Here is a 25870-nt window from a genome sequence, read left to right on the forward strand (position 1 = left end):
TAGACGATAATGAATTTCTTAACTATTACAGGATCGCCTCAGGAAATCGGTACACAACTCGGTCGAGCAGGACAGCAAGCTTGGCATCAAGTTTTAGTGCACACGCCTTTATGGCAAAGGGTGATGGAACAACAGAATAGCGCTGAGCTCAACGAGTTAGCAAGATGCGTAGAACTGACGTTCCCAGATATTTGGCAAGAGTTACAAGGCTTGGCCGTCGGGCTCAACGCTCCCTTTAAACAAGTCTTTGCGTGGAATTGCCGAGGAGATTTGTTCAGTTCTACCTCTGACGGCTGTACTTCTCTCGCAGGTTGGACTGAAACAGGTGAATTGATACTTGCTCATAATGAAGATGGCCTACCTGAACTTTACGACAGTAGTTTTCTGGTTAATGTCATCCCAACCCATGGCGTAGAATTTGTCAGTTTTGCTTATCCTGGTTCGCTTTGTGGTCACACCTTTTCGGTGAATCGTTACGGCATCGTCAATATCGTCAATAATATTCGAGCTCACGAAAGACCACAGGGTTTACCACGCCAGATTCTCGCGAGGGCGGCCCTCAACGTAACATCTCTTGATAACGCTATTGCTGTATTACGCGAATCACCACGCTCTGGAGCCTTCCACCATACGTTAGCGCAAGCCGGTGACCCGCGGATCATTAGTCTGGAGGCAACAGGGACTAATTGTAGTGTTGAAGAAGTGGAACGCGTGTTGGGTCATGCTAACCATCTTATTCATCCTGCCCTTAGCAAGATTGCTCAGAAGATAACGGATAGCTCCGCCGCTCGACAATCTCGCATTGACCAACAGCTCTCGGAGCAGGACTTCCTCTCTAAGAAGCTGATGCTGACCTTCCTTTCTGATCAATATGACAAAACGTTGCCTATCTACCGGCAATCGCCGCAGGATCCAGACCAAGAAAATACCCTTGCGACGGCTATTTTCATTCTCTCCGCTGTGCAGGTGCACTGTGAGGTGTACCGAAAAGACCGTATAAATACGGAGAATCGTTACACTATAAACACGGACATCCACTGTGAAAACGTAGCTCAGGATCAGGCGAGCTAATCAGCTGTGCTTCGGCGCGTCCAATAGCCTGTACTCGAGCGGAGATATCAAACTCAGCAATTTGTTGGGCTAAGTGAAGGTAGTCTTGATAATGACGTGCTTCAGAGCGCAGTAACGAGGTATAAAACTTCGCTAATTCCGGGTCTAAATGGGGAGCCAATGCAGCGAAACGCTCACAAGATCTCGCTTCAATATAGGCACCACAAATGAGTTTATCCACCAGCGTCATTGGCTCATGAGTGGTCACCTCACGCATTAGTGATTTTGCATAGCGACTGGCCGTCATCTTTTTATAGGCGATTCCACGCTGCTGCATTATTTCCCAGACCTGATAAAAGTGATGTAACTCTTCTTTAATCAATAACATCATTTTTTCCACCAGTTCTCCTGCCCAGGCAAAATCAGTCGTGGTGGTGACAGGGCGACTTAATCCCTTATGCGCACGTATAAAATCAGGATCAGGTATTTCACGGTATACAAACGCTTCATAAGGCTTAAGCCACTCGAGGATCGCTTCACCACTGGGTTTATCGGCAACATATTTACGAATAAGCCAGGTAGCAGTCAGCGCCGCTTTCAATTCACAAACCAAATGATCCGTTAGCAGCAGCGGGAGATTCTCCGGCTTTCGCGCTTCATTAATCCAAGCATCGGGGGTCTGGCAGTGGAGGAAGTGTTGGATAGGTTGCAGTAGAGTTTGGGTGTTCATAGCATCATGTTAAGAGAGAAAAACACAGCAGACTTGGCTGCTGTGTATGAGATATTAATGACGAACACCGTTATCGTCTTCATCGATATCGTCATCTTCGTCGTCTTGCGCATCCGGATCTTCGAAGTAAGTGCCCCACCCGTCATAATCAACATTATGCTTACCAGCGATAGCGACCAATTGTACGACTTGCGCATCGATCAGTTCAGGATTGAGGGCGGATTCGCTAATAATGTCTACGCACATCACGGTGGTACCGTCTTCAAGTTCTAACTCTTCCGGCTCAGTCACTTCATAACCCGCTTTGAAGGCATCGACGGCCGCTTTTTCAAGTGCATCAAAGCTATCGCAAGAAAAATGATGTTCAATGGTGTAAAGCGCATCTGGATCGCTGCCGTCTTCCAGTAACTCTTCGATAATTGCTAACGTCTCTTCACGTTGCTCGGCTAATAATTCTTCACTGGACATACAAAACCTCTTTCGCTTCACACTGGAATAATACGGCTATTTTCCCACACACCGCGCGTCGGCACTACTCCCTAAACCAATAATCATCGAAATAAGTTGAAAGTGAATTCTTAGTCATATAAATTGAATATCAATTCAATATTAGGGAGTTCGTCATGTCTTCACTGTACCAGCGGTCGATTCTACGATTACTCGATTGTTCCCAGCAAGAGTTAACCCATCTTCTCACCCTTGCCGCCGACTTAAAACGTGCAAAAAAACTGGGAACCGAGCAGCGTTATCTTGAAGGTAAAAATATCGCGCTGATATTCGAAAAAGACTCGACGCGTACTCGCTGCTCTTTTGAAGTCGCTGCCTATGATCAAGGTGCTGGCGTAACCTATTTAGGGGCAAGCGGCAGCCAAATTGGACATAAAGAATCTATTAAAGATTCGGCACGAGTGCTGGGCAGAATGTATGACGGTATTCAGTATCGTGGCTATGGTCAATCTATCGTGGAAACCTTGGCGAACTATGCACAAGTCCCAGTCTGGAACGGCTTAACCACCGAGTTTCACCCAACACAGTTGTTAGCAGATTTACTTACCATGCAGGAACATCTGCCTGATACACCGTGGACTAAGATTAAACTGGCTTATCTCGGCGATGCGCAAAACAACATGGGTAATACCTTATTGGAAGCCGCAGCCCTGACAGGGTTACAATTAGTGATGGTTGCCCCGCAAGCCTGCTGGCCGGCAGCCGAATTAGTTGCGGAGTGTCAAACTCTGGCTGCACAACACGGCGGCTCAATCACCTTAACGGAGAATGTGCAGGAAGGGGTTCACGGGGCTGACTTCCTCTATACCGATGTCTGGGTGTCGATGGGCGAACCGAAAGAAGTGTGGGAAGAGCGTATTGCGTTATTACGCGATTACCAAGTTAATCAACAGGTGGTCACCGCAACAGGAAATCCGCAGGTCAAGTTCCTACACTGCCTCCCCGCCTTCCATGATACCGAGACCGTTGTAGGCAAACACATTGCAGAACAGTACGATCTACCACAAGGTATCGAAGTCACGGATGAGGTTTTTGAATCAGCACACAGTATCGTTTTCGATCAAGCGGAAAACCGTATGCACAGTATCAAAGCATTAATGGTGGCAACCTTAAGCGATCAAGTCTAATGGCCTACCCTGAGTGAGAATGGCCGATTTACGCTGCTGTTCTTACTCACCTTCTCCTCTACGCTATTCACGGGTGAACACGTTTACAACGATTACTTTTTCTCGATCTCGTTAACGGTAGGGGCGGCAGCGACTTAATGATGGTTAGCGGTATGGGACCGGTCTTAAGAAGACAATATGAAAGAAAAATTGAAGATAAGCTATTTTCCAAGCTTAGCTCCCTGCGTATAATACCGAGTATTCCGCTTAGAGAACTTTGTTATGCTAACGACGATTCGAACCCATCACATGCTAAACCTGCCAGTTGGCGGGAAGACATGTCATGGTTTTCTAAGCCCCATTATTCAGAAGAAAAGCTCCTTTAATAGGGGCTTTTTTTTTGCCATTAATATCAGTTGAGGATCTCTTCCGTGGCAAATCCCTTATATGGAAAACATATCGTTTCAATCAATGACTTCAGCCGTAACGAATTGGAGCTAGTTTTAGACACAGCAGCCGATTTAAAAGCCAATCCTCAGCCTGAGCAATTGAAGCATAAAGTGATTGGAAGCTGTTTTTTTGAAGCCTCAACCCGTACACGGCTCTCTTTTGAGACAGCCATCCAGCGGTTAGGCGCTTCAGCTGTAGGCTTTGCCGATGGCGGGAATACCTCTTTAGGTAAGAAAGGTGAGACACTTGCCGACACCATCTCGGTAATAAGTCAGTATGTGGATGCTATCGTTATGCGTCATCCACAGGAGGGCGCTGCACGGCTTGCGACCGAGTTTTCAGGCAATATCCCCATCTTAAATGCCGGTGATGGCGCTAACCAGCACCCGACACAGACACTATTAGATCTTTTTACCATTCAAGAGACCCAGCAGAGCCTTGATAATCTGCATATTGCAATGGTAGGCGATTTAAAATATGGCCGAACCGTCCACTCTTTGGCGCAAGCCTTATCGAAGTTTTCAGGTAATCACTTTTACTTTATCTCCCCTAGTGCCCTCGCTATGCCGACGTATATCACTGATATGTTGGAAGAAAGTGGTTGCCCCTGGTCACAGCATGACAGCATCGAAGAAATTATTCCTAAAGTGGATATTCTTTACATGACACGAGTTCAGAAAGAACGTTTAGATCCTTCGGAATACGCTAATGTGAAAGCACAATTCATTTTACGAGCTTCACATCTCACCGCCGCAAAACCGAATATGAAAGTACTTCACCCGCTTCCCCGTGTGGATGAAATCGCGACAGATGTCGATGAAACCCCCCATGCATGGTACTTCCAACAAGCAGGAAATGGGATTTATGCTCGGCAAGCACTATTGTCTTTGGTCTTAAATAAAACGCTGACAGGAGAGGTATCATGAATCAGGATAAATTACAGGTTGAAGCAATTAATAACGGGTGTGTGATCGACCATATTCCTGCTCGGCTTGGCTTTCGCCTGCTAACCTTATTTCGGCTTACTGAAACCGATCAGCGAGTCACCATTGGTCTAAATCTACCTTCTGGCGAAGGCCGTATTAAAGATCTGATCAAGATTGAAAACACCTTCCTCACCGCAGATCAAATTAACCAATTAGCGATCTACGCCCCTAATGCCACGATCAACAATATTGAGAATTTTAAAGTCGTAGCTAAGTTACGTCCCTCTTTGCCGGATGAAATTCGCACCGTGTTGGTCTGTCCTAATGCTAACTGTATTAGCCATAATGAACCGGTGAATTCACGTTTTGCTGTTAAGACGCGACGCAATGACCTGTATCTACGCTGTCATTATTGCGAAAAAGAATTTTCCCGTCAGGCGGTCATTGGACACTGGTAATCAACAGCCTGCTCCCTATAATGAGACTTCCGCTATCCGTTATCGTCATGAGGAAAAAGTATGTCACGTGAAATTAATACCCAAGATGCACCTGCTGCAATTGGCCCTTATGTGCAAGCAGTGGATCTAGGTCAGCTTGTTCTGACATCAGGTCAAATTCCAGTTGATCCTAAAACGGGTGAGGTTCCTGCTGAAATTGCAGCACAGACTCGCCAATCGTTGGATAACGTTAAAGCGATTATCGAACAAGCAGGATTGAGCGTAAAAAATATCGTTAAGACAACTGTATTCGTTAAAGACCTCAACGACTTTGCGACCATTAATGCAGCTTACGAGCAATTTTTCACTGAACACGAGGCACCTTTCCCTGCCCGTTCTTGTGTAGAAGTTGCCCGTTTACCTAAAGATGTCGGTATCGAAATCGAAGCTATCGCATTACGTAATTAATGAAATCTGGGCGGAGGTAATGTTAAGGCCTCTGCCACAGCAGTTTTGTGCCAAACCCTAACTGGTTATCTGTCATTTTTAACCGATTAATCCGTAACTGCCATAGCGGCGCCGATTTCGTTTTGGCAATGGGAAAACGTTGTTGATACGCCTCGAGTCCCCGTTGGCCCAGTTCCCCTTCAGCAAGAGTGATAACACCTTGGAACTGAACGCCTTGTAGCTGGGAGACCGACTCGGTTTGTGCGCTTACTGTACCGACTACCGACGGGGAAGCGACCATTAAACGGCCATGCTGGGTACTCGGTTCAGTCATTAGCCAAAAACTGACCGTTTCGTTATCTAATGCATAGAAGCAGTTAGCCGCCCAACACTCATCGCCATGTTGCGTGCATAGCGTCAGCACATGCTGGCCAGCTAAGTAATTTAGGCAGTGAGCTAATTCATCCACAAGGATCTCCTGACAATGCATGCAGACAGGGCCGTAAAACAGGCCAACTGCCAGTGGTATTTGTATCTGATTCAAACCGCGAAAGGGACACTCTATACCGGTATTACTACCGATGTGACTCGCCGCTTGACCGAGCACAGCAGTGGTCACGGTGCAAAAGCGTTACGCGGCCGGGGCCCGCTAACGGTTGTCTATCAAAGCCCGGCTGGCGATCGTGCAAGCGCACTACGTCTTGAATACCGAGTGAAGCAACTCAGTCGCTTAAAAAAATTGGTGATTGTAAGGCAGCAGCCGTCCGATATTAATGATTGGTTGATTCAGTCAGCTCAACACTAGGTAAGGTCAAGACTGCTTGGTATTGAGCTGCATCTTGCTCTTCAAGCGGATAAATTACGATCTCTTGTTCACTCAAGCTATCCAAAACTAGTCCTGAGGCAGAGGTAAAGCCTTGATTACGTAACCAAGGGAGTGCTTGATAGCCTACCACCGCGCGGTAGCTAAACTCATTTAAGCTATCTAGCCCTTCAAATAGTAAGTCCTTTGCGAGTGAAGTCGAACTGTACTGGGGGTCTATAACCGCTGCACTTATAACGACCCAATGGAGGTCTTCACCGTTCACTTGGATAGGACTGAAAGCTTGGTAGCCTAGTACTTTCCCTTCATCGTCCGTCGCCACTACACCCAGTGTAATAAAGCCTGCCTCACGGAGTGCCTGAATACGCTCCGCCAAGCGTGGGTCTTTTGCACCATGTCGAACAAGCGTATCGATCCCTGCTGCGTCGAGACCAATTTCAGTACGAAGAAGCATAGTTTTTCCTCTGCAAAGCGTGAAAATATTGGCAAGCGGTAAAAAGAAGGGGTCGGACAGACTTCGATTTACCTTGAAGAAAGTCAGCATAGCACACTCCATCTCATCTCGGTAACTAGGCAGAATAGAGTTGTACCGATGAAAAAAAGCTGCGTCACATCAATATTCCTTAGCCTCAGTTCGCACAAACTGCGAGTCATTTTCATTGGTAATGCGTAAAGTGTAAGCATGTAAGCCCCTTTATACGAAGGTATCCTATGTCTGAAAACCGCCCATTCAAGCTATCGGTGTTAGATCTCGCACCCATTCCGCAATCCTGTATTGCAAGAGATGCTTTCAAACGATCCTTAGCCCTAGCGCGCTTCGCAGAGCAAGCGGGATATCATCGTTATTGGTTAGCCGAACATCACAACATGCCAGGGATTGCTAGCGCAGCGACAAGTGTTCTCATCGGTTATTTGGCCGCTAACACCCGTCATTTACGCTTAGGTTCAGGTGGGGTAATGCTGCCCAACCACGCCCCTTTAGTGATTGCTGAACAGTTCGGGACCTTGGAATCACTCTACCCAGGAAGAATCGATTTAGGGATTGGTCGCGCCCCTGGTAGCGATCCCACCACTATGCAGGCTTTGCGTCGTCATAGTACGCCACAGATGGAGGAGCGTTTTCCAGCTGACGTTCAGCAATTAATTACCTGGTTCGATGCACAACAAGACGATACTTTCACTGTCCAACCCGTACCAGGGGTTGGATTGAATATCCCTATCTGGCTGTTGGGCTCCAGTATGTACAGTGCGCAACTCGCGGCAAGGTTGGGGCTTCCCTTCGCATTCGCCTCGCACTTCGCCCCGGACGTCATCAGTCAAGCAATCGAGCTTTACCGTAACGAGTTCGTTCCGTCAGCCCGATTATCGCAACCTTATGTCATGATAGGGGTAAATATTATCGCGGCAGAAAGTCGGGCGCGGGCACGCTTTCTCTTTACCTCACAACAGCAGCAATTTATTAACTTACGGCGTGGTGTGCCGGGAAAACTTCCTGAACCGGTAGAGACTATGGATAAAATTTGGACTCCTGCCGAGAAGTTTGGTGTGGAACGAGCATTGAGTCTATCCTTAGTCGGTGATCTTGCAGGAGTGACTCATGGATTACGCGCTATTCAGCAGCAGTATCAAGTCGATGAGGTAATGGTTAACGGTCAGATCTACGATAATGATGCGCGGATCTATTCTTACCAACTAGCAATGGAAGCTCACCAAGCTATTCATTCTCTTTCAGCATAAAAAAAGGGAGCCAATTGGCTCCCTTACTCATTCTAACCGCATTAATTAACGGCGTGATTCTTCACGGCGTCCACGATGACCTTCACCGCGGTTACCTTCGTTACGGTTACCGCCGCCAAAACGACGTCCGCCTTCACGACCACCACGACCAGCACCATCACGGCTACCGCCGTCACGACCGCCACGCCCACGGCGAGGTTCGCCTGGTTGCGCATCACCCATCAACTGCATGTTCATCGGTTTGTTCAGGATACGGGTTTTAGTGAAGTGTTGTAATACTTCGCCCGGCATACCTTTTGGTAACTCGATCGTTGAGTGACCATCAAACAATTTGATGTTACCGATATAACGGCTGCTGATATCACCTTCGTTAGCGATGGCACCAACGATATGACGAACTTCAACGCCATCATTGCGGCCAACTTCGATACGGTACAGCTGCATATCACCCACATCACGACGCTCACGACGTGGACGATCTTCACGGTTACCACGACGGTCATCACCGCGACGCTCGTCACGACGATCATCACGCTCGCGGAATTCACGACGTGGAGGACGTGGTGCTTCAGCAGGAACGATTAATGAACGCTCACCTTGAGCCATTTTCAGCAGGGCTGCAGCCAGTGTTTCCATATCAAGATCTTCTTGAGGAGACAGCTTAGTCAACAGACCACGGTAGAGGTCAAGATCACTACTTTCCAGCTGCTGTTGAACACGCGCAGCAAATTTCTCTTGGCGACGAGTGCTTAACAATTCTGCATTGGGAAGTTCAACTTCAGGAATCGTTAGCTTCATTGTACGTTCGATGTTACGCAGCAGACGGCGCTCACGGTTTTCAACAAATAGTAAAGCACGACCTGCGCGCCCCGCACGACCAGTACGGCCAATACGGTGAACGTAAGATTCTGCATCTAATGGGATGTCGTAGTTAACAACTAAGCTAATACGCTCAACGTCTAATCCACGCGCCGCAACATCAGTCGCGATCAGGATATCAAGACGACCATCTTTTAAACGCTCAAGTGTTTGCTCGCGTAATGCTTGGTTCATGTCACCGTTTAACGCTGCGCTGTTATAACCGTTACGCTCTAAGGTTTCAGCCACTTCTAAGGTTGCATTTTTCGTCCGGACGAAAATAATCGCCGCGTCAAAATCTTCCGCTTCTAAGAAACGAACTAATGCATCACTTTTACGACCATAGGCAGTCCAATAAGATTGGCTGATGTCTGGACGTGTAGTTAAGCTCGATTGAATACGAACTTCTTGTGGGTTGTTCATAAAACGACGGGTAATACGACGGATCGCTTCTGGCATCGTGGCCGAGAATAGTGCCGTCTGATGACCTTCTGGGATTTGCGCCATGATGGTTTCAACGTCTTCGATGAAGCCCATACGAAGCATTTCATCCGCTTCGTCCAGCACTAAGCCACGCAGATTTGAGAGATCAAGCGTACCGCGTTTTAAGTGATCAAGTAAACGTCCTGGGGTACCAACAACAATTTGTGGACCTTGACGTAATGCGCGCAGTTGAACGTCATAACGTTGGCCACCGTAAAGAGCCAGAACATTAACGCCACGCATATGTTTTGAGAATTCGTTACATGCTTCACCTACTTGAACTGCCAGCTCACGAGTTGGCGCGAGCACCAGAATTTGTGGCGCTTTTAAAGTAGGATCGATGTTGTTTAGTAATGGCAGTGAAAATGCTGCCGTTTTACCACTTCCGGTTTGGGCCATACCCAATACATCACGGCCAGCTAGCAGGTGTGGAATACACTCGGCTTGAATAGGTGATGGTTTTACGTAACCCAGATCATTCAGTGCAGAAAGAATGGATTCGTTAAGGCCTAGATCGGAAAAAGTGGTTTGAATATCAGTCATGTAGTACAAGTGCCTCTTAGATTGCGGCGGCCAGTCTACATAACTCGTCATGAAAACTTTCAGGTCTTTTCATTGATAAGTGTGAACCGGCTCAAATTAGAAGTTTTTGACAAAAAAACACCCTCATCCCATAAGGATGATGGAAAATTAATTCCTAGATGAAGAGTTTTGTCAGCTATTGCTGGTCAGATTCTGATAAGTCGTCTTGTGCTTGGCCAAGTAGCGCCAGCTCCAACAATGCATATCGGTGCTCAACAAAGTTATTCACATTGTTAGCGACCGTCAGTTTGAATAACGCTTCTGCGTTATCCTTCTCCCCCAGACTTAGGTAATGTTCACCTAAATAGAAGTTGGTTTCACTGAGATGTTCAGCGAGCGAGGTGTTATCCGTAGCATCTTCCTGAAGACTCTGCATCAGCTGCTTTTCGCTGATTTTTCCCAGGTAGAATTCGACTATTTTCCATCCCCATTGATCTCTTTTCGCCGCATTATAACGTTGTTGCAATGCAGACGTTGCTTTGTTGGCATCTAATTTTTCTTCCGCCAAGTAAAGCCATAAACTCCGAAAAGGGTCATTGGGATCGTCGTGATAAAACGCCAGCAGATCATCTTGCGCTAGCTTGTACCGTCCACCATAGTAAAACGCGATGCCACGGTTAAGATGCGCATAATTGTAAGTTGGATCAAGCTCCAGTACAGAATCAAACGCTTCATAGGCAGCATCATAGTTGCCTGCCTGCGTAAGATAAATACCTAAATAATTGAAGACTTCAGGTATATCAGGTCTTATGGACAATGCTTGGGAAAAGTCATTCCGCGCTAATGCCCGCAAACCTAGACTATCATACAACACTCCGCGCTCATATAACAACTGTGCGCGTTCATCTTCTGTCAGTGAACGACTGGCAAGTATTTGTTCCATACGTGCCAGCATCACTTCTTGTTGCAAGGTAGGCTGCAAAGGAACGGCTAATACCTCGTCCTTACGCCAATTTGCGTTGCTACATCCAGCCAGCAACAAAGCTGTCGCAATAAAACCCCAGCGTAAATAAGGCTTCATTCTTCCACTCCCAGGTACCAGCATGCGGATGCAGTCAACAATAAGGTGTCTCAATACTGTGACACCTTAAAAAATAAATCCTGCTTCTATAATGAAGCAGGAAGGTAGACGACGATTATTCTGCGTCAGTCGCTGGCGCGTCGGTCGCTTCAGATGCTTCAGCTTGTGGCTTTTCCATAGCTTCTTTCATACTCAAGCGTACGCGGCCTTGACGATCGATCTCTAAGACCTTAACCGGCACTTCTTGCGCCATTTGTAGGTAATCAGAGACTTTCTCTACGCGCTTATCGGCGATTTGAGAAATGTGTACCAGACCTTCTTTACCGCCGCCGATCGAGACGAATGCACCGAAGTCAACGATACGAGTAACTTTACCATTATAGATACGGCCAACTTCGATATCAGCGGTGATCTCTTCGATGCGACGAATCGCTTCTTTCGCTTTATCACCATCTGTCGCAGCAATTTTGACAGTACCATCATCTTCGATTTCGATCGTTGTACCCGTTTCTTCTGTCAGCGCACGGATAACTGAACCACCTTTACCGATCACGTCCTTGATCTTGTCAGGACTGATACGGATAGTGTGGATACGAGGAGCGAACTCAGAGATATCACCACGGTGAGTACCGATCGCTTCTTCCATCACACTCAGGATATGTAAACGAGCACCTTTCGCTTGGCTTAGGGCTGCTTGCATGATTTCGCGAGTGATACCTTCAATTTTGATATCCATTTGTAGCGCAGTAATACCTTCACGGCTTCCTGCAACTTTAAAGTCCATATCTCCAAGGTGGTCTTCATCACCTAAGATGTCAGACAGGACAACAAAACGCTCATCTTCTTTTACTAAGCCCATTGCGATACCGGCTACCGCTGCTTTAATCGGTACACCTGCATCCATCAGTGCTAGTGATGCGCCACATACAGAGGCCATTGATGAAGAACCGTTTGATTCAGTAATCTCTGATACCACACGAACGGTATACGGGAATTCATCTTGCTTAGGCATCACGGCTAATACGCCACGTTTCGCTAAACGACCGTGACCAATTTCACGACGCTTAGGTGACCCGACCATTCCCGTCTCACCGACAGAATACGGAGGGAAGTTGTAGTGGAACAAGAAGGAGTCTGATTTTTCGCCCATCAGCTCATCCAAGCTCTGCGCATCGCGCGCTGTACCTAAGGTTGCAGTCACTAATGCCTGAGTTTCACCACGGGTAAACAGCGATGAACCGTGAGTACGCGGCAGTACACCGGTACGAACATCAAGTCCACGAACCATATCTTTCTCACGACCATCAATACGTGGTTCACCGTTCAAGACACGGCTACGTACCACGTTTTTCTCGATCGCATGCAGGATATCGCTGATTTCACCTTCGTCTAGGCTTTCATCTTCTGCTAATAAAGCTGCGGTTGTTTCGCTCTTAATGACATCAACTTGAGCATAACGCTCTTGTTTTTCGGTAATACGGTAAGCTTCGCTTAAACGGCTCTCTGCCAATGCCGCGATACGGCTGTTAAGGCTTTCGTTAGCGGCTTCTGGCTGCCAATCCCAACGTGGTTTGCCCGCTTTCTCGACCAGTTGTTTAATGTTCTCAATAACAACTTGTTGTTGGTCGTGACCGAAAACTACCGCACCCAGCATTTGATCTTCTGACAAGATTTCAGCTTCAGATTCAACCATCAATACTGCGTTTTCAGTTCCCGCGACGACTAAATCTAAGCGGCTGGTCGCCAGCTCTTCAGCCGTTGGGTTTAAAACATATTGATCATTGATGTAACCAACACGTGCAGCACCAATAGGACCGTTGAATGGGATGCCTGACAGCGATAGCGCTGCAGAGGCACCGATCATCGCAACGATATCAGGGTGAACTTGTGGGTTTACCGAAACAACAGTTGCAATAACCTGTACTTCGTTAACGAACCCTTCTGGGAATAATGGGCGCACTGGACGGTCGATCAGGCGAGCAATTAATGTTTCGCCTTCGCTTGGGCGACCTTCACGGCGGAAGAAGCTTCCCGGAATACGGCCCGCTGCGTAGGTACGCTCTTGATAGTTCACCGTGAGTGGGAAAAAGTCTTGACCAGCTTTCGCTTTTTTCTGGCCTACAACAGTAACGAATACACAAGTATCGTCCATGCTTACCATCACCGCTGCGGTCGCTTGGCGAGCCATCATGCCGGTTTCGATGGTAACGGTATGTTGACCGTATTGGAATTTTTGAATTGTCGGATTAAGCAAAATCGTTTCCTTTATCGAGGAGAGTAACGCAAATAAGTCATCGTCAATGTGAATAGTTTGCATCCTCGCGACTAATGGTAAGACTCAATAACGCGTTAAGTCCTGTCATTAGCCGCGCGAATCGTGCAACTTTCTTTCACTGAATAACAGTATAACACCCTAGTGCCTGTTACAAAATGGACAACTAATATTCAAAAAAAGGGGCCATGTAGGCCCCTTACACACATAGTGCATTGTAATCTTAACATTGATTCTGCAATTTGTATAAATACAAGGCAGTTTCGCGTAAAGATTTTTTAACTTAGCGACGCAGACCTAGGCTTGCGATCAGGTCAGTGTAACGCTTAACATCTTTACGCTTCAGGTAATCCAGTAGCTTACGACGTTGTGAAACCATACGCAGCAGACCACGACGGCTGTGGTGATCTTTCTTGTGCTCAGAGAAGTGACCTTGCAGGTGAGTGATTTGAGCAGTTAATAGTGCAACTTGTACTTCAGTTGAACCACTGTCGTTAGCATCACGACCATATTTAGCAACGATCTCAGCTTTAGCTTCTACGCTTAGAGACATAATATACTCCAATAAATTTAAATGAATTCGAACCGCCGATCTCTAATTCAGCGACTCACTTTTAGCGCAGACATTCTACTCTGCGCTACGTCAGAGTGCAAACGCCTCAGAGAGGAAATTCCACCACTAAACGTTTCGGGGCAACACGACCTTGGTCGTCGATCTGCGCCATACCGAGAAACTTATCCGTTTCCATTTCAAATACTCGTACCAGCCCATCACTCGGAGCGCCAGAAGCCTGCACGGCTTGCCCCAATTTAAACCAGTGACTACTGACTTGCGGTAGGCTAACCATTGGGTACGCCGCAGCGGGAGTATCCATAGGTAAAAGTAATGGATCGAGTTGCTCGGCGGCAGAGGTGCCTGCAGTATCAGCATCGGCTACCCATTGTTGCAATTGTGCCAGCGTGACCATTTTCTCCGCCGGATAACGATCGACTTGTAGGCGACGTAACATACTAACATGCGCTCCACAGCCTAATCGCTCACCTAAATCGTCAATGATGGTACGAATATAGGTGCCTTTTGAGCAGTGGATTTCCAGCTCCAACTCTTCACCTTCCCAGCGAATAAACAAAAGTTCATACACTGTGATCGGACGAGCTTCACGAGGTACAGTCATTCCTTGCCGTGCATACTCGTAGAGAGGGCGACCTTGATATTTTAACGCAGAGAACATCGTCGGCACTTGCTGAGTATCACCACGGAAATGTTCCAAGGCTTGCGCGAGCTGCTGCGACGTAAACTGAATCGGCCGTTCTTCGACAATATTGCCGTCAGCATCAGAGGTATCCGTACGTTGCCCTAACCGAGCAATCACACGATATCGCTTATCCGCGTCGAGTAGATATTGCGAGAATTTTGTCGCTTCACCCAAGCAAATCGGCAGCATTCCTGTTGCCAAAGGATCTAAAGCGCCAGTATGACCCGCTTTGTTTGCGTTATAGAGTCTTTTAACTTTCTGAAGGACATCATTCGATGACATGCCTTGCGGTTTATCCAGCAACAGCACGCCATGAATATCGCGTCCGCGACGACGTGGACGACCCATTAGTCCTCCTTATCCTCGCTCTTCTCATCCACATGACGTTCGTTATCTTTGTTCACAACGCTAGTCACTAGATTCGACATACGCATCCCTTCTACTAAAGAGTTGTCGTAGAAGAATGTCAGTTCAGGAACGATACGCAGGCGCATCGCTTTACCCAGTAAAGTACGAATAAAGCCAGAAGCATCTTGTAGTGCTTTGACGCCTTGCTTCACGGCATCTTCATCTTTGTCGTTTAAGAATGTCACGAATACTTTTGCATAAGCGAGATCACGAGAGACCTCAACACCTGATACGGTGACCATCATGCCCACGCGCGGGTCTTTAATTTCACGTTGGATGATAACTGCCAGCTCTTTTTGTAATTCTTGAGCGACGCGCTGAGAGCGTCCAAATTCTTTTGCCATTTTTTCTTCCTTTCAAACAATTCGGGAGGCCAAAGGCCTCCCAAATACTGCTAGCTTCGCTAACAATTAATCGATAGTACGTTTGATTTCAATAATTTCAAACACTTCGATTTGGTCGCCTGCACGGACATCGTTGTAGTTCTTCACGCCAACACCACACTCCATGCCGTTACGCACTTCATTGACGTCATCTTTGAAGCGACGTAATGATTCGAGTTCGCCTTCATAGATAACGATGTTATCACGTAGAACACGGATAGGGTTGTGACGCTTGATGATCCCTTCAGTTACCATACAACCGGCAATCGCACCGAATTTCGGTGATTTGAAGACATCACGAACTTGTGCCAGACCGATGATCTGTTGCTTGTACTCTGGCGCCAACATACCGCTCATTGCCGCTTTCACTTCGTCGATCAGGTTATAGATGACCGAGTAGTAACGGAGGTCTAAGCTTTCGGTATCGATCACGCGACGCGCTGAAGCGTCTGCACGAACGTTAAATCCGACCAGAATCGCATTAGAAGCAGCTGCTAAGGTCGCATCTGTTTCGGTGATTCCACCTACGCCTGAACCGACGATTTTCACTTTAACTTCGTCAGTAGACAGTTTCAGTAGTGAATCGCTGATCGCTTCAACAGAACCTTGAACGTCTGCTTTAAGAACGATATTCAGTTCAGAGACATCGCCTTCAGTCATGTTAGCAAACATATTTTCCAGCTTAGATTTCTGCTGGCGAGCTAACTTAACTTCACGGAATTTACCCTGGCGATATAACGCAACTTCACGTGCTTTTTTCTCATCACGGACAACAGTCGCTTCGTCACCTGCAGCTGGAACCCCTGACATACCGAGGATTTCTACAGGAATAGATGGACCTGCAGTCATCACTTCGCGGCCGAGTTCATCACGCATCGCACGGACGCGTCCATATTCGAAGCCACACAGTACAATATCCCCTTTATTCAAGGTTCCCGCACGAACCAGTACGGTTGCAACTGGGCCACGACCTTTATCTAGGAAAGATTCGATAACAACACCGCTTGCCATACCGTTACGGTTAGCCGTCAGCTCAAGGACTTCGGCTTGTAACAGGATTGCTTGCAGTAAATCGTCGATCCCAGTACCGGCTTTCGCAGAGACGTTAACAAACATATTTTCGCCGCCCCACTCTTCCGGCACGATACCGAATTGGGTCAGTTCGTTCTTCACACGGTCCGGATCAGCTTCTGGCTTATCACACTTGTTGACCGCAACGATAACCGGAACGTTCGCCGCTTTCGCATGCTGAACCGCTTCAATCGTTTGCGGCATCACGCCATCGTCAGCCGCCACAACGAGGATAACAATATCAGTCGCTTGAGCACCCCGTGCACGCATTGCGGTAAACGCGGCGTGTCCCGGAGTATCTAAGAAGGTGACCATACCGTTATCGGTTTCAACGTGGTAAGCACCGATATGCTGGGTGATCCCGCCGGCTTCGCCAGAGGCAACACGCGTTGAACGGATGTAGTCCAGTAACGAGGTTTTACCGTGGTCAACGTGGCCCATGATGGTGACAACCGGTGCACGTGGCTCTAATTCAGCCATTGTACCGGTATCACGGTCGCTCATTACTGCTTCTTCTAACTCGTTCTCACGACGTAGAATAACTTTGTGGCCCATCTCTTCCGCCACAAGCTGTGCAGTCTCTTGGTCGATAACTTGGTTAATGGTCGCCATTGCGCCCATTTTCATCATCACTTTGATAACTTGCGAGCCTTTAACGGCCATTTTATTCGCCAGTTCTGCAACAGTGATAGTTTCACCAATTTGTACATCACGGTTTACAACTTGTGCTGGCTTGTTGAAGCCTTGTTGCAGCGAACTCTTACCGCGCTGTTTACCTTTACCACCGCGTCCCGCAGCACGGGCTTCTTCACGATCGGTTTTCGCTTCAGAGTGCTTGTTACCTTTCTTTGCACGAGGAGCTTTTGCCGTACGACCACGACCACGACCACCTTCAACTTCACGATCGTTTTCGTCTTCAGCTTGGCGAGCATGTTGTGAAGTCGTTACGTGATAGTCAGTTTCCTCTTCGGTCTTCTGACTCGCTTTTTCCCACTCTTCGCCTTTCTCTTCAGCAAGACGACGTGCTTCTTCTGCTACACGCTGTGCTTCCGCTTCAATTTTACGGCGCGCTTCTTCTTCAGCTTTACGCTTCAGCTCAGCATTTTCAGCTTCGCGGCGTGCTTTTTCGGACTGTGCGTCTTTATTCATAGTTTGATTCTGTTGGGTCACTTTATTTGATTCCACCGCCTGACGCTTAGCGGCTTCTTCCGCCTCACGTTTAGCTTTTTCTTCCGCTTTACGCTTCGCTTCTTCAGCCGCTTGCTTAGCTTCTTCTGCTGCCTGCTTAGCTTTTTCTTCCGCTTCACGCTGTGCTTGCGCTTCAGCCTCAGCTTGCGCTTTACGCTCAGCTTCAGCATCTTCTTTCACATAAGTGCGTTTTTTGCGGACTTCAATCTGCACCGACTTACTTTTTCCACCGGTACTTGGCACGTTAAGCGTACTACGAGTTTTACGTTGAAGCGTCAATTTACTCGACGCTGTATTTTTCTGATGAGCACGCAAGGTGTCTTGTTCTTCTTGCGTCACAGAATCGTTATCGGATTTACGAATACCCGCATCAGCCAATTGCTGAACTAAGCGATCGACCGGAGTATTCAGTTGTGTTGCCAGCGCTTTTACTGTTACATCAGTCATGCTTTTCCTTCCTGTTTGTTATGCGTCGTCGCCAAACCAGCAGATATTACGAGCCGCCATAATCAGCGTACCGGCTTTTTCTTCGTCCAGTTGTTCGATATCTGCTAGATCGTCAACACCTTGCTCCGCAAGATCTTCCAGGGTGGAAACACCAATAGCCGCTAAACGATTTGCTAAATCTGGAGTGATGCCTTCTAAGCCCAGCAGGTCTTCTGCAGGGGGTTTGATGGCTCCGCCAGTAGCAGAATCTTGGGCTAAGGTGGTCAACGCATTCTTAGCGCGTTCACGCAAAGCTTCTACCATCTCTTCGTCAAGGCCATCAATTTCCAGTAATTCGTCTACTGGAACGTAAGCCAATTCCTCGAGAGAAGAGAACCCTTCTTCAACAAGCACAGTGGCGAACTCTTCATCAATATCAAGATATTTGGTAAAGGTCGCAATCGCGGCATGTGCCTCTGCCTGGTGCTTAGCTTGTAAATCTTCTACCGTCATGACGTTCAGATCCCAACCACTCAGTTGAGAAGCTAAACGAACGTTTTGGCCATTACGGCCGATAGCTTGTGCTAAGGTACTCGCTTCAACGGCGATATCCATAGTGTGGTTATCTTCATCAACAACGATTGAAGAGACATCCGCTGGAGCCATAGCATTGATCACGAACTGCGCAGGGTTATCGTCCCACAGCACGATATCAATACGCTCACCGCCTAATTCGCTTGAAACAGCCTGAACACGTGCACCACGCATTCCTACACAAGCGCCGACTGGGTCGATACGTTTATCGTTAGTTTTCACCGCAATCTTCGCACGTGACCCAGGATCACGGGCTGCACCTTTAATTTCGATGACTTCTTCACCGATTTCTGGTACTTCGATACGGAACAGTTCGACCAACATTTCTGGTTTAGAACGGGTCACGAACAGTTGAGCACCGCGCGCTTCAGGACGAACGGCATATAGCACTCCGCGCACTCTATCACCCGCACGGAAGTTTTCACGTGGTAGCATATCTTCACGTAAAATCACGGCTTCAGCATTGTTACCGAGGTCAAGAATGATGTTATCGCGATTCACTTTCTTGACAATAGCGGTAATGATTTCACCCTGCTGCTCACGGAATTGATCAACCACTAACGCGCGTTCTGCTTCACGGACTTTTTGAACAATAACTTGTTTTGCGGTTTGCGTCGTGATGCGGTCAAAGGTCACTGATTCGATTTGATCTTCAACATATTCACCAAGCTGCAGACTTTCATCTTCGAAACGGGCCGCATCAAGCGTAATTTCGCGGGTCGGCATTGTCACTTCGTCGACGATCACCCAACGGCGAAACGTATCGAAATCGCCACTTCTACGATCGATTTCAACGCGAACTTCGATTTCTTGTTCGTATTTTTTCTTAGTTGCTGTCGCCAGCGCGCTTTCTAATGCTTCAAAAATTTTCTCACGCGGCAGGGCTTTTTCATTCGAAACGGCTTCAACAACCGCTAAAATTTCTTTATTCATCCTGGTTAGCCTCAATCAGAACGTTTAAAAACGAGGGATAATATTTGCTTTCTGAATATTACTCAGTGCAAACACTTCGTCTTTGCCGTCAACCGACAATGTGACCATCTCACCTTCTATGGATTTGATAGTCCCCTGCCATTTGCGACGATTTTGTACAGCGATACGTAGTACCACACTGACATCTTGGCCAGCGAAACGTTCATAATGCGCTGCGGTAAATAATGGTCGATCCAGTCCCGGGGAGGATACTTCAAGGTGATACGCCACCGTAATTGGATCTTCTACGTCCATGACAGCACTGACTTGATGGCTGACATCGGCACAGTCGTCAACATTGATACCATTTTCGCTATCAATATAAATACGAAGTGTAGAAGTGCGAGCCCGCACGAACTCTATGCCCACTAATTCATACCCCAGTGCTTCAACTGGCGCGGTAATCAACTCTGTTAACTTTTGTTCTAACGTGGACAAAGCCACCCCCAAGACATAAAAAAAGGGCTAACGCCCAGTATAACAACGCTTTTCTGATAATAAAAAACCCCGAAAAATCGGGGTTTTAATCAGAATCCTGTATGGGCCTGTCGAAGGACAGGAGCCATTTTCGATAGACATTTTTCTAAAACCCGTCGTTTTAACGACGTCGATTTGGAAAAAGAACTAGGAAAATGGTTGCGGGGGCCGGATTTGAACCGACGACCTTCGGGTTATGAGCCCGACGAGCTACCAGGCTGCTCCACCCCGCGTCCGAAAAACAGCTCAATATTACGCCTAGACGAGCACAAAAGCAAATTTAACTGCGGGCGCCATGCACTGAAAGCTGAATTCGAAGATACCTTCAACGCGCTTAATCTACTTTTCGACAAAAGGTGGCTAAACAAACGACCCATGCAAATCACAAGAAAGAGTAAGTACCGATGTATTCCACCTTAATCTTGCCACAGCACGCTTTAGGGTAAGCGATTCATCATTAATGTTAAGTCCCCTGTCCATAACGTACTATCGAACCGTTTTCCCACTGACTTTATCGCCAAGGACCTTGACGCATTGATCATCTAAGAACGGATTAATGAGTATCTGTTGCGTTTTACTTCGTTGACGGCCTAAGTAAAAAATAGGATCAAGGGACTAAAGAGGGTTGAGAAAGCAAATAGAAAGGAGGAGTGGCCATATTGTGATTCGTAGCAGTCACTGAATAATGCAGGGTCATGACTTATTCATAAATACTACCCAAACAAAAAAAGACGCTATTAAGCGTCTTTTTTCTCAATATTGGTACCGAGGACGGGACTTGAACCCGTAAGCCCTATTTGGGCACTACCACCTCAAGGTAGCGTGTCTACCAATTCCACCACCACGGCACTGCTGATACTTGCAATCAGTTGGCGTTACTGCGGGATATCACTCGCTGGCGAAGAGGTTTTCGCTGGCTGTTGAGTTTGCTCAGTCTTAGCTGGAGCACTCAAATTATCCCACTCACTGCCTTTATGTGTTTTATTACTGTTTAGATTACCAAGCACCAGGCTAATAATGAAAAACAGCGCAGCAAGAATACCGGTCATACGTGTCAGGAAATTACCTGAACCGCTTGAACCAAATAATGTTCCAGAGGCACCTGCACCGAAAGATGCTCCCATATCAGCGCCTTTACCTTGCTGTAACATCACCATAGCGATTAACGCAATAGCGACTAGCAGGAAAATAACTAAAAGAGCTTCGTACATAATTAACCTGTTTCCTTGTACGTAATCGTACATTTAAAACGCATCTACCTTCACAAGGAAAGAACTCCCCTGAAGAGGATGTGAATACTAACCAAAGGCAACGCACTCTGCAAGTGCAATTTACGTTGCCGGTTTTGATCGCGGAAAAAAGCAGCAAACCGCTCGTAAGGGTTTACGAATACAGTGGGGTTACTGCACTTCATAACGAAATATTGGGGCCAAAACAGTTTTTTGCGGTAAAAAGAAGCGCTACAAGCGCTTCACTATTTCCGCGATTGATTGGGCTAATTCTGTCACTTCTTCTTTATTCTCGCCCTCTACCATTACGCGAATTAACGGTTCAGTACCTGATTTACGCAACAATACCCGCCCACGGCCAGCCAGTTGCTGCTCCGCTTGGTGCAATGCAGCCAGTACATCATCATGTTGAAGCGGATCGCTACCCGCGGAGAAACGTACATTGACCAAAACTTGTGGCAACAGTTTCATACCGCTACATAAATCATGTAGGGATAACTTATTCCCGACAACTGCCGTTAAGACTTGTAAACCCGCGATGATGCCATCTCCGGTCGTCGTTTTATCGAGTAAAATAACATGCCCAGAATTTTCTGCTCCAACCAGCCATCCGCGTTCTTTCAGCTTCTCCAATACATAACGGTCACCGACTTTCGCTCGCTCAAAAGGAATACCTAATTGCTTCAGGGCGAGCTCTAGCCCCATATTACTCATTAATGTACCGACGACACCGCCGCGTAGATTACCTTGTCGTAAACGTTCGCGGGCGGTGATATAAAGGATCTGGTCGCCATCAACCGTCTGCCCCAAATGGTCAACCATCATAATACGGTCACCGTCACCATCGAGCGCAATACCGAGATCGGCCTTTTCCGCTAATACTCTCTTTTGGAGTTGACCTAAATCTGTCGCACCACACTCTTTATTGATATTCATTCCATTTGGTGAGGCACCAATGGTAATCACCTCAGCACCAAGCTCACGCAACACATTCGGCGCAATATGGTATGTCGCACCATTGGCGCAGTCGACGACAATTTTTAGACGATTCAAACTAAGATCGCTGGGAAAGGTCCCTTTACAAAATTCAATATATCGTCCTGCTGCATCCACAATACGACTCGCACGTCCTAGCTCCGCTGAGGGCACACAAGTAATCTCTTTCTCAATTTCGGCTTCGATCGCGGCTTCGACTTCATCAGGGAGTTTCGTCCCCTCGGTCGAAAAGAATTTAATCCCATTGTCATCGAATGGGTTATGAGAGGCAGATATTACTACCCCGGCTTCCGCGCGGAACGTCCGTGTTAAATAGGCAATTGCTGGCGTCGGCATCGGCCCAGTGAAAGCAGCAGATAATCCAGCTGCCGCCAGGCCTGCTTCCAAAGCAGACTCCAACATATATCCAGATATTCGGGTATCTTTGCCAATAATGACTTTTTTGGAACCTTGTCCGGCAAGTACTTTACCGGCGGCCCAGCCTAATTTTAAGACGAAATCAGGCGTTATTGGCGATTCGCCAACCTTGCCGCGAATACCATCGGTACCAAAATATTTACGTTCGCTCATGAATTATCCTTTTGCTCTGAGAGTCGCTTCAACCACGCGTATCGCTTCAACGCTTTCTTTCACATCATGTACTCGAATAATTTGTGCGCCCTGCATCGCCGCAATGACTGCACAGGCCAGGCTACCACTCAATCGCTGAGTTGGCCCGACATTTAGAAGTTGACCAATCATGGACTTTCGAGACATTCCAACTAATAACGGCAAATCAAAATGATGGAAATGGTCCAAATTAGCCAATAACTCATAATTATGTTGGAGGTTTTTACCAAATCCAAAACCGGGATCGAGCAACAGATTTTCCCGTTTTATTCCTGCAGCCGTGCAACGCACTATTTCGGAGGCTAAGAAACTATCAACTTCGGTAATAATTTGCTGATAGCTAGGGCTATGCTGCATCGATTTCGGCTCGCCTTGCATATGCATCAGGCAGACTGGCAAATCAACGTCGGCTGCAGCCTCACGCGCACCGGGTTCATTCAATGAGCGAATATCGTTAATTAAGTGGGCACCTGCGGCAGCGGCGGCACGAATCACTTCGGGTTTGGAGGTATCAACCGAGATCCAAACTTCGAATCTTTGAGATAATGCTTCAACGACTGGGATAACACGCGCCAATTCATCTTCTACTGAAACTTCATCAGCACCAGGGCGAGTAGATTCGCCGCCAATATCAAGAATGGTCGCCCCAGCTATTACCATTTCATTCGCATGTGTAATCGCATCGATCAACGTTTTATGGCGGCCACCGTCAGAGAAAGAATCTGGGGTCATATTTAAAATCCCCATGATATGGGGAAAAGAGAGATCTAACTCACTCCCTCGCGCACGCAATTTCATTCAGTATCCTCTTTAACGCTCTATCGATGTGATGCAAAAAAAAACCCCGCATAAGCGGGGCTTTATTGTAGCGCGAACTGCCACTATTTATCGAATGATTCAGACATTACATTGGGTTGCCTGGATCATTATTCTCTGGTGCATCGACAGGACGAGCTGCTTGCGGTGGCGCAACAGATTCTTCTTCTTTCACTGCCGGCTCAGTCCAACCTGCTGGAGCACGAACTTCTCGACGCGCCATCAAATCATCAATTTGAGGAGCATCGATAGTTTCATACTTCATCAGCGCATCTTTCATCGTATGCAAGATGTCGATGTTCTCATTGAGCAGCTGACGAGCACGTTGATAGTTGCTGTCGATCAAGTGTTTGATTTCTTGGTCGATGATACGCGCGGTTTCGTCGGACATATGTTTCGCTTTAGCCACAGAGCGGCCTAGGAAAACTTCACCTTCTTCTTCTGCGTACAGTAGAGGACCTAATTTCTCAGAGAAGCCCCACTGGGTAACCATATTACGTGCGAGGTTAGTCGCCACTTTAATATCATTAGATGCCCCGGTAGATACTTTTTCTGGACCGTAGATGATCTCTTCCGCTAAACGTCCGCCATAAAGGGTCGAAATTTGGCTCTCTAATTTCTGACGGCTTGCACTGATTGCATCGCCTTCAGGTAAGAAGAAAGTTACCCCTAACGCACGTCCACGTGGAATAATTGTCACTTTATGTACTGGATCATGCTCCGGTACTAAGCGACCAATAATCGCGTGTCCTGCTTCGTGGTAAGCCGTTGACTCTTTTTGCGCTTCCGTCATAACCATTGAACGGCGCTCTGCACCCATCATGATCTTGTCTTTAGCTTTTTCAAACTCGACCATCGAGACAACACGTTGGTTGCTACGCGCAGCAAAGAGTGCTGCTTCGTTTACGAGGTTTGCTAAATCAGCACCAGAAAAACCTGGTGTACCACGCGCGATGATCGCGGCATCAATATCAGTCGCCAAAGGAACGCGACGCATATGCACTTTTAAGATTTGCTCACGGCCACGAACATCAGGTAATCCAACAACGACTTGACGGTCAAAACGACCTGGACGAAGGAGCGCAGGGTCAAGCACGTCAGGGCGGTTAGTCGCCGCAATAACGATGATCCCTTCATTACCTTCAAAGCCATCCATCTCAACGAGCATTTGGTTCAGCGTTTGTTCACGTTCATCGTGACCACCACCTAGCCCAGCGCCACGTTGACGTCCTACTGCATCAATCTCATCGATAAAGATGATGCAAGGTGCGGATTTCTTTGCCTGTTCGAACATATCACGAACACGTGATGCGCCCACACCAACAAACATTTCAACGAAATCTGAACCGGAAATGGTGAAGAACGGAACTTTCGCTTCCCCTGCAATCGCCTTGGCCAGCAGCGTTTTACCGGTCCCTGGAGGGCCGACCATCAACACGCCTTTAGGAATTTTTCCGCCGAGCTTTTGGAAACGCGAAGGTTCACGAAGATATTCCACCAGCTCACTGACTTCTTCTTTCGCTTCGTCACAACCTGCGACATCGGCAAAAGTGGTTTTAATCTGATCTTCCGTCAACATGCGGGCTTTGCTTTTACCGAAAGACATGGCACCTTTGCCACCGCCTCCCTGCATTTGACGCATAAAGAAGATCCATACGCCAATTAGCAACAACATTGGGAACCAAGAAATAAAGATAGAGGTCAGCAGACTTTGACCTTCTGGCGGTTCACCAACAACTTTTACCTTCTTAGATAAAAGATTTTGCAGTAATTGCGGGTCATTGACAGGAATATACGTAGTATATTTATTGCTATCGTTAGTGGTTACGTTAATCTCACGCCCATTAATACGTGCCTCGCGAATCTGGTTTTGATTCACTTCTGTCACGAAAGTTGAATAATCGACTTTCTTGCCATTTGACTCGCTGGGCCCAAAGCTTTGGAATACAGTCATTAGCACTACCGCGATGACTAACCAAAGAATTAGGTTTTTCGCCATGTCACTCAAGGGATTAA

At 47.2% G+C, this 25870-nt stretch carries 25 protein-coding genes and 2 tRNA genes; 7 read left to right on the top strand and 20 right to left on the bottom strand.

Annotated features, from left to right (window positions below):
* Positions 1-9: 9 nt before the first annotated feature.
* A complete protein-coding gene (locus QJR74_RS13100) occupies positions 10-1071 on the top strand; it encodes a C45 family autoproteolytic acyltransferase/hydolase (RefSeq protein ID WP_304372248.1) in 1062 nt (353 codons plus the stop codon).
* Here the strand turns inward: QJR74_RS13100 and miaE are convergent.
* Together miaE and rraB are read right to left on the bottom strand one after the other, a co-directional pair.
* Positions 1019-1780, bottom strand: a complete 762-nt coding sequence (gene miaE / locus QJR74_RS13105; RefSeq protein ID WP_304372249.1) for a tRNA isopentenyl-2-thiomethyl-A-37 hydroxylase MiaE — start codon at positions 1778-1780, stop codon at positions 1019-1021. The genes QJR74_RS13100 and miaE overlap by 53 nt on opposite strands.
* Positions 1781-1834: 54 nt before the next feature.
* Positions 1835-2248: a ribonuclease E inhibitor RraB gene (gene rraB / locus QJR74_RS13110; RefSeq protein WP_304372250.1), complete on the bottom strand. Its 414-nt coding sequence runs from the start codon at positions 2246-2248 to the stop codon at positions 1835-1837.
* Between the two features lie 155 nt (positions 2249-2403).
* Between rraB and argF the strand changes: the two genes are divergently transcribed.
* The 4 genes from argF to QJR74_RS13130 all read left to right on the top strand — a co-directional run bounded on the left by argF (position 2404) and on the right by QJR74_RS13130 (position 5674).
* The gene (gene argF, locus QJR74_RS13115) at positions 2404-3414 is read left to right on the top strand and encodes an ornithine carbamoyltransferase (protein ID WP_304372251.1); all 1011 of its coding nucleotides are present in this window, start codon (positions 2404-2406) and stop codon (positions 3412-3414) included.
* Between the two features lie 410 nt (positions 3415-3824).
* Positions 3825-4769, top strand: a complete 945-nt coding sequence (gene pyrB / locus QJR74_RS13120) for an aspartate carbamoyltransferase (RefSeq protein ID WP_304372252.1) — start codon at positions 3825-3827, stop codon at positions 4767-4769.
* Positions 4766-5227 (top strand): aspartate carbamoyltransferase regulatory subunit, encoded by a 462-nt coding sequence (pyrI, locus tag QJR74_RS13125; RefSeq protein ID WP_441007614.1) that lies wholly within the window; start codon positions 4766-4768, stop codon positions 5225-5227. Before pyrB ends, pyrI begins: the two co-directional genes overlap by 4 nt.
* A 60-nt stretch (positions 5228-5287) precedes the next feature.
* Positions 5288-5674 carry a RidA family protein gene (locus tag QJR74_RS13130; RefSeq protein ID WP_304372253.1) on the top strand — a complete coding sequence of 129 codons (387 nt, stop codon included), beginning with the start codon at positions 5288-5290 and terminating at the stop codon, positions 5672-5674.
* Between the two features lie 22 nt (positions 5675-5696).
* Here QJR74_RS13130 and QJR74_RS13135 read toward each other — a convergent pair whose 3' ends face one another.
* The gene (locus tag QJR74_RS13135) at positions 5697-6122 is read right to left on the bottom strand and encodes a YhbP family protein (RefSeq protein WP_304372254.1); all 426 of its coding nucleotides are present in this window, start codon (positions 6120-6122) and stop codon (positions 5697-5699) included.
* Positions 6123-6137: 15 nt separating this feature from the next.
* Between QJR74_RS13135 and QJR74_RS13140 the strand changes: the two genes are divergently transcribed.
* A complete protein-coding gene (locus QJR74_RS13140; RefSeq protein ID WP_304372255.1) occupies positions 6138-6458 on the top strand; it encodes a GIY-YIG nuclease family protein in 321 nt (106 codons plus the stop codon).
* Here the strand turns inward: QJR74_RS13140 and QJR74_RS13145 are convergent.
* Entirely contained in the window at positions 6424-6930 is a 507-nt protein-coding gene (locus QJR74_RS13145; protein ID WP_304372256.1) for a GNAT family N-acetyltransferase, read from the bottom strand. The two genes, QJR74_RS13140 and QJR74_RS13145, sit on opposite strands and share 35 nt — an antisense overlap.
* Before the next feature lie 257 nt (positions 6931-7187).
* Between QJR74_RS13145 and QJR74_RS13150 the strand changes: the two genes are divergently transcribed.
* Complete coding sequence (locus QJR74_RS13150; RefSeq protein ID WP_304372257.1) at positions 7188-8213, top strand: luciferase-like monooxygenase; 1026 nt, start codon at positions 7188-7190, stop codon at positions 8211-8213.
* Positions 8214-8258: 45 nt separating this feature from the next.
* On the opposite strand, the gene QJR74_RS13155 is transcribed toward QJR74_RS13150, so the two are convergent.
* The 16 genes from QJR74_RS13155 to ftsH all read right to left on the bottom strand — a co-directional run bounded on the left by QJR74_RS13155 (position 8259) and on the right by ftsH (position 25853).
* Entirely contained in the window at positions 8259-10097 is a 1839-nt protein-coding gene (locus tag QJR74_RS13155; protein ID WP_143596881.1) for a DEAD/DEAH family ATP-dependent RNA helicase, read from the bottom strand.
* Between the two features lie 16 nt (positions 10098-10113).
* Complete coding sequence (yrbN, locus tag QJR74_RS15230; RefSeq protein ID WP_157725418.1) at positions 10114-10170, bottom strand: protein YrbN; 57 nt, start codon at positions 10168-10170, stop codon at positions 10114-10116.
* A gap of 102 nt (positions 10171-10272) precedes the next feature.
* Complete coding sequence (nlpI, locus tag QJR74_RS13160) at positions 10273-11157, bottom strand: lipoprotein NlpI (RefSeq protein ID WP_304372258.1); 885 nt, start codon at positions 11155-11157, stop codon at positions 10273-10275.
* A 115-nt stretch (positions 11158-11272) separates the two neighbouring features.
* Complete coding sequence (pnp, locus tag QJR74_RS13165; RefSeq protein ID WP_304374052.1) at positions 11273-13411, bottom strand: polyribonucleotide nucleotidyltransferase; 2139 nt, start codon at positions 13409-13411, stop codon at positions 11273-11275.
* A gap of 301 nt (positions 13412-13712) precedes the next feature.
* Complete coding sequence (gene rpsO / locus QJR74_RS13170) at positions 13713-13982, bottom strand: 30S ribosomal protein S15 (protein ID WP_048911407.1); 270 nt, start codon at positions 13980-13982, stop codon at positions 13713-13715.
* 106 nt (positions 13983-14088) lie between these two features.
* Positions 14089-15033, bottom strand: a complete 945-nt coding sequence (truB, locus tag QJR74_RS13175; protein ID WP_304372259.1) for a tRNA pseudouridine(55) synthase TruB — start codon at positions 15031-15033, stop codon at positions 14089-14091.
* Positions 15033-15437: a 30S ribosome-binding factor RbfA gene (gene rbfA, locus QJR74_RS13180; protein WP_048911405.1), complete on the bottom strand. Its 405-nt coding sequence runs from the start codon at positions 15435-15437 to the stop codon at positions 15033-15035. The genes truB and rbfA overlap by 1 nt, the downstream gene beginning before the upstream one ends.
* 66 nt (positions 15438-15503) lie before the next feature.
* On the bottom strand, positions 15504-18182 hold the full coding sequence (infB, locus tag QJR74_RS13185) for a translation initiation factor IF-2 (protein ID WP_304372260.1): 2679 nt from the start codon (positions 18180-18182) through the stop codon (positions 15504-15506).
* 18 nt (positions 18183-18200) lie between these two features.
* On the bottom strand, positions 18201-19688 hold the full coding sequence (nusA, locus tag QJR74_RS13190) for a transcription termination factor NusA (protein ID WP_304372261.1): 1488 nt from the start codon (positions 19686-19688) through the stop codon (positions 18201-18203).
* Between the two features lie 24 nt (positions 19689-19712).
* Positions 19713-20165 (bottom strand): ribosome maturation factor RimP, encoded by a 453-nt coding sequence (rimP, locus tag QJR74_RS13195; protein ID WP_304372262.1) that lies wholly within the window; start codon positions 20163-20165, stop codon positions 19713-19715.
* 195 nt (positions 20166-20360) lie between these two features.
* Positions 20361-20437: transfer RNA gene (locus QJR74_RS13200), tRNA-Met, on the bottom strand.
* A 527-nt stretch (positions 20438-20964) separates the two neighbouring features.
* A tRNA-Leu gene (locus QJR74_RS13205) sits at positions 20965-21052 on the bottom strand.
* Positions 21053-21079: 27 nt separating this feature from the next.
* Positions 21080-21415, bottom strand: a complete 336-nt coding sequence (gene secG, locus QJR74_RS13210) for a preprotein translocase subunit SecG (RefSeq protein ID WP_304372263.1) — start codon at positions 21413-21415, stop codon at positions 21080-21082.
* Between the two features lie 249 nt (positions 21416-21664).
* Positions 21665-22999, bottom strand: coding sequence for a phosphoglucosamine mutase (gene glmM / locus QJR74_RS13215; RefSeq protein WP_304372264.1), 1335 nt, complete (start codon positions 22997-22999; stop codon positions 21665-21667).
* Between the two features lie 3 nt (positions 23000-23002).
* Entirely contained in the window at positions 23003-23836 is an 834-nt protein-coding gene (gene folP / locus QJR74_RS13220) for a dihydropteroate synthase (protein WP_304372265.1), read from the bottom strand.
* 106 nt (positions 23837-23942) lie between these two features.
* Positions 23943-25853, bottom strand: coding sequence for an ATP-dependent zinc metalloprotease FtsH (gene ftsH / locus QJR74_RS13225; protein WP_099822914.1), 1911 nt, complete (start codon positions 25851-25853; stop codon positions 23943-23945).
* Positions 25854-25870: the final 17 nt, after the last annotated feature.

Source organism: Tatumella ptyseos (genome assembly GCF_030552895.1).
GTDB lineage: Bacteria > Pseudomonadota > Gammaproteobacteria > Enterobacterales > Enterobacteriaceae > Rosenbergiella > Rosenbergiella ptyseos_A.

Coding starts and splice junctions, on each gene's coding strand:
- QJR74_RS13100 (WP_304372248.1), top strand. CDS start 10: ATGAATTTCTTAACTATTACAGGATCGCCTCAGGAAATCGGTACACAA.
- miaE (WP_304372249.1), bottom strand. CDS start 1,780: ATGAACACCCAAACTCTACTGCAACCTATCCAACACTTCCTCCACTGC.
- rraB (WP_304372250.1), bottom strand. CDS start 2,248: ATGTCCAGTGAAGAATTATTAGCCGAGCAACGTGAAGAGACGTTAGCA.
- argF (WP_304372251.1), top strand. CDS start 2,404: ATGTCTTCACTGTACCAGCGGTCGATTCTACGATTACTCGATTGTTCC.
- pyrI (WP_441007614.1), top strand. CDS start 4,766: ATGAATCAGGATAAATTACAGGTTGAAGCAATTAATAACGGGTGTGTG.
- QJR74_RS13130 (WP_304372253.1), top strand. CDS start 5,288: ATGTCACGTGAAATTAATACCCAAGATGCACCTGCTGCAATTGGCCCT.
- QJR74_RS13140 (WP_304372255.1), top strand. CDS start 6,138: ATGCATGCAGACAGGGCCGTAAAACAGGCCAACTGCCAGTGGTATTTG.
- QJR74_RS13145 (WP_304372256.1), bottom strand. CDS start 6,930: ATGCTTCTTCGTACTGAAATTGGTCTCGACGCAGCAGGGATCGATACG.
- QJR74_RS13150 (WP_304372257.1), top strand. CDS start 7,188: ATGTCTGAAAACCGCCCATTCAAGCTATCGGTGTTAGATCTCGCACCC.
- QJR74_RS13155 (WP_143596881.1), bottom strand. CDS start 10,097: ATGACTGATATTCAAACCACTTTTTCCGATCTAGGCCTTAACGAATCC.
- nlpI (WP_304372258.1), bottom strand. CDS start 11,157: ATGAAGCCTTATTTACGCTGGGGTTTTATTGCGACAGCTTTGTTGCTG.
- rpsO (WP_048911407.1), bottom strand. CDS start 13,982: ATGTCTCTAAGCGTAGAAGCTAAAGCTGAGATCGTTGCTAAATATGGT.
- truB (WP_304372259.1), bottom strand. CDS start 15,033: ATGGGTCGTCCACGTCGTCGCGGACGCGATATTCATGGCGTGCTGTTG.
- rbfA (WP_048911405.1), bottom strand. CDS start 15,437: ATGGCAAAAGAATTTGGACGCTCTCAGCGCGTCGCTCAAGAATTACAA.
- infB (WP_304372260.1), bottom strand. CDS start 18,182: ATGACTGATGTAACAGTAAAAGCGCTGGCAACACAACTGAATACTCCG.
- nusA (WP_304372261.1), bottom strand. CDS start 19,688: ATGAATAAAGAAATTTTAGCGGTTGTTGAAGCCGTTTCGAATGAAAAA.
- secG (WP_304372263.1), bottom strand. CDS start 21,415: ATGTACGAAGCTCTTTTAGTTATTTTCCTGCTAGTCGCTATTGCGTTA.
- glmM (WP_304372264.1), bottom strand. CDS start 22,999: ATGAGCGAACGTAAATATTTTGGTACCGATGGTATTCGCGGCAAGGTT.
- folP (WP_304372265.1), bottom strand. CDS start 23,836: ATGAAATTGCGTGCGCGAGGGAGTGAGTTAGATCTCTCTTTTCCCCAT.
- ftsH (WP_099822914.1), bottom strand. CDS start 25,853: ATGGCGAAAAACCTAATTCTTTGGTTAGTCATCGCGGTAGTGCTAATG.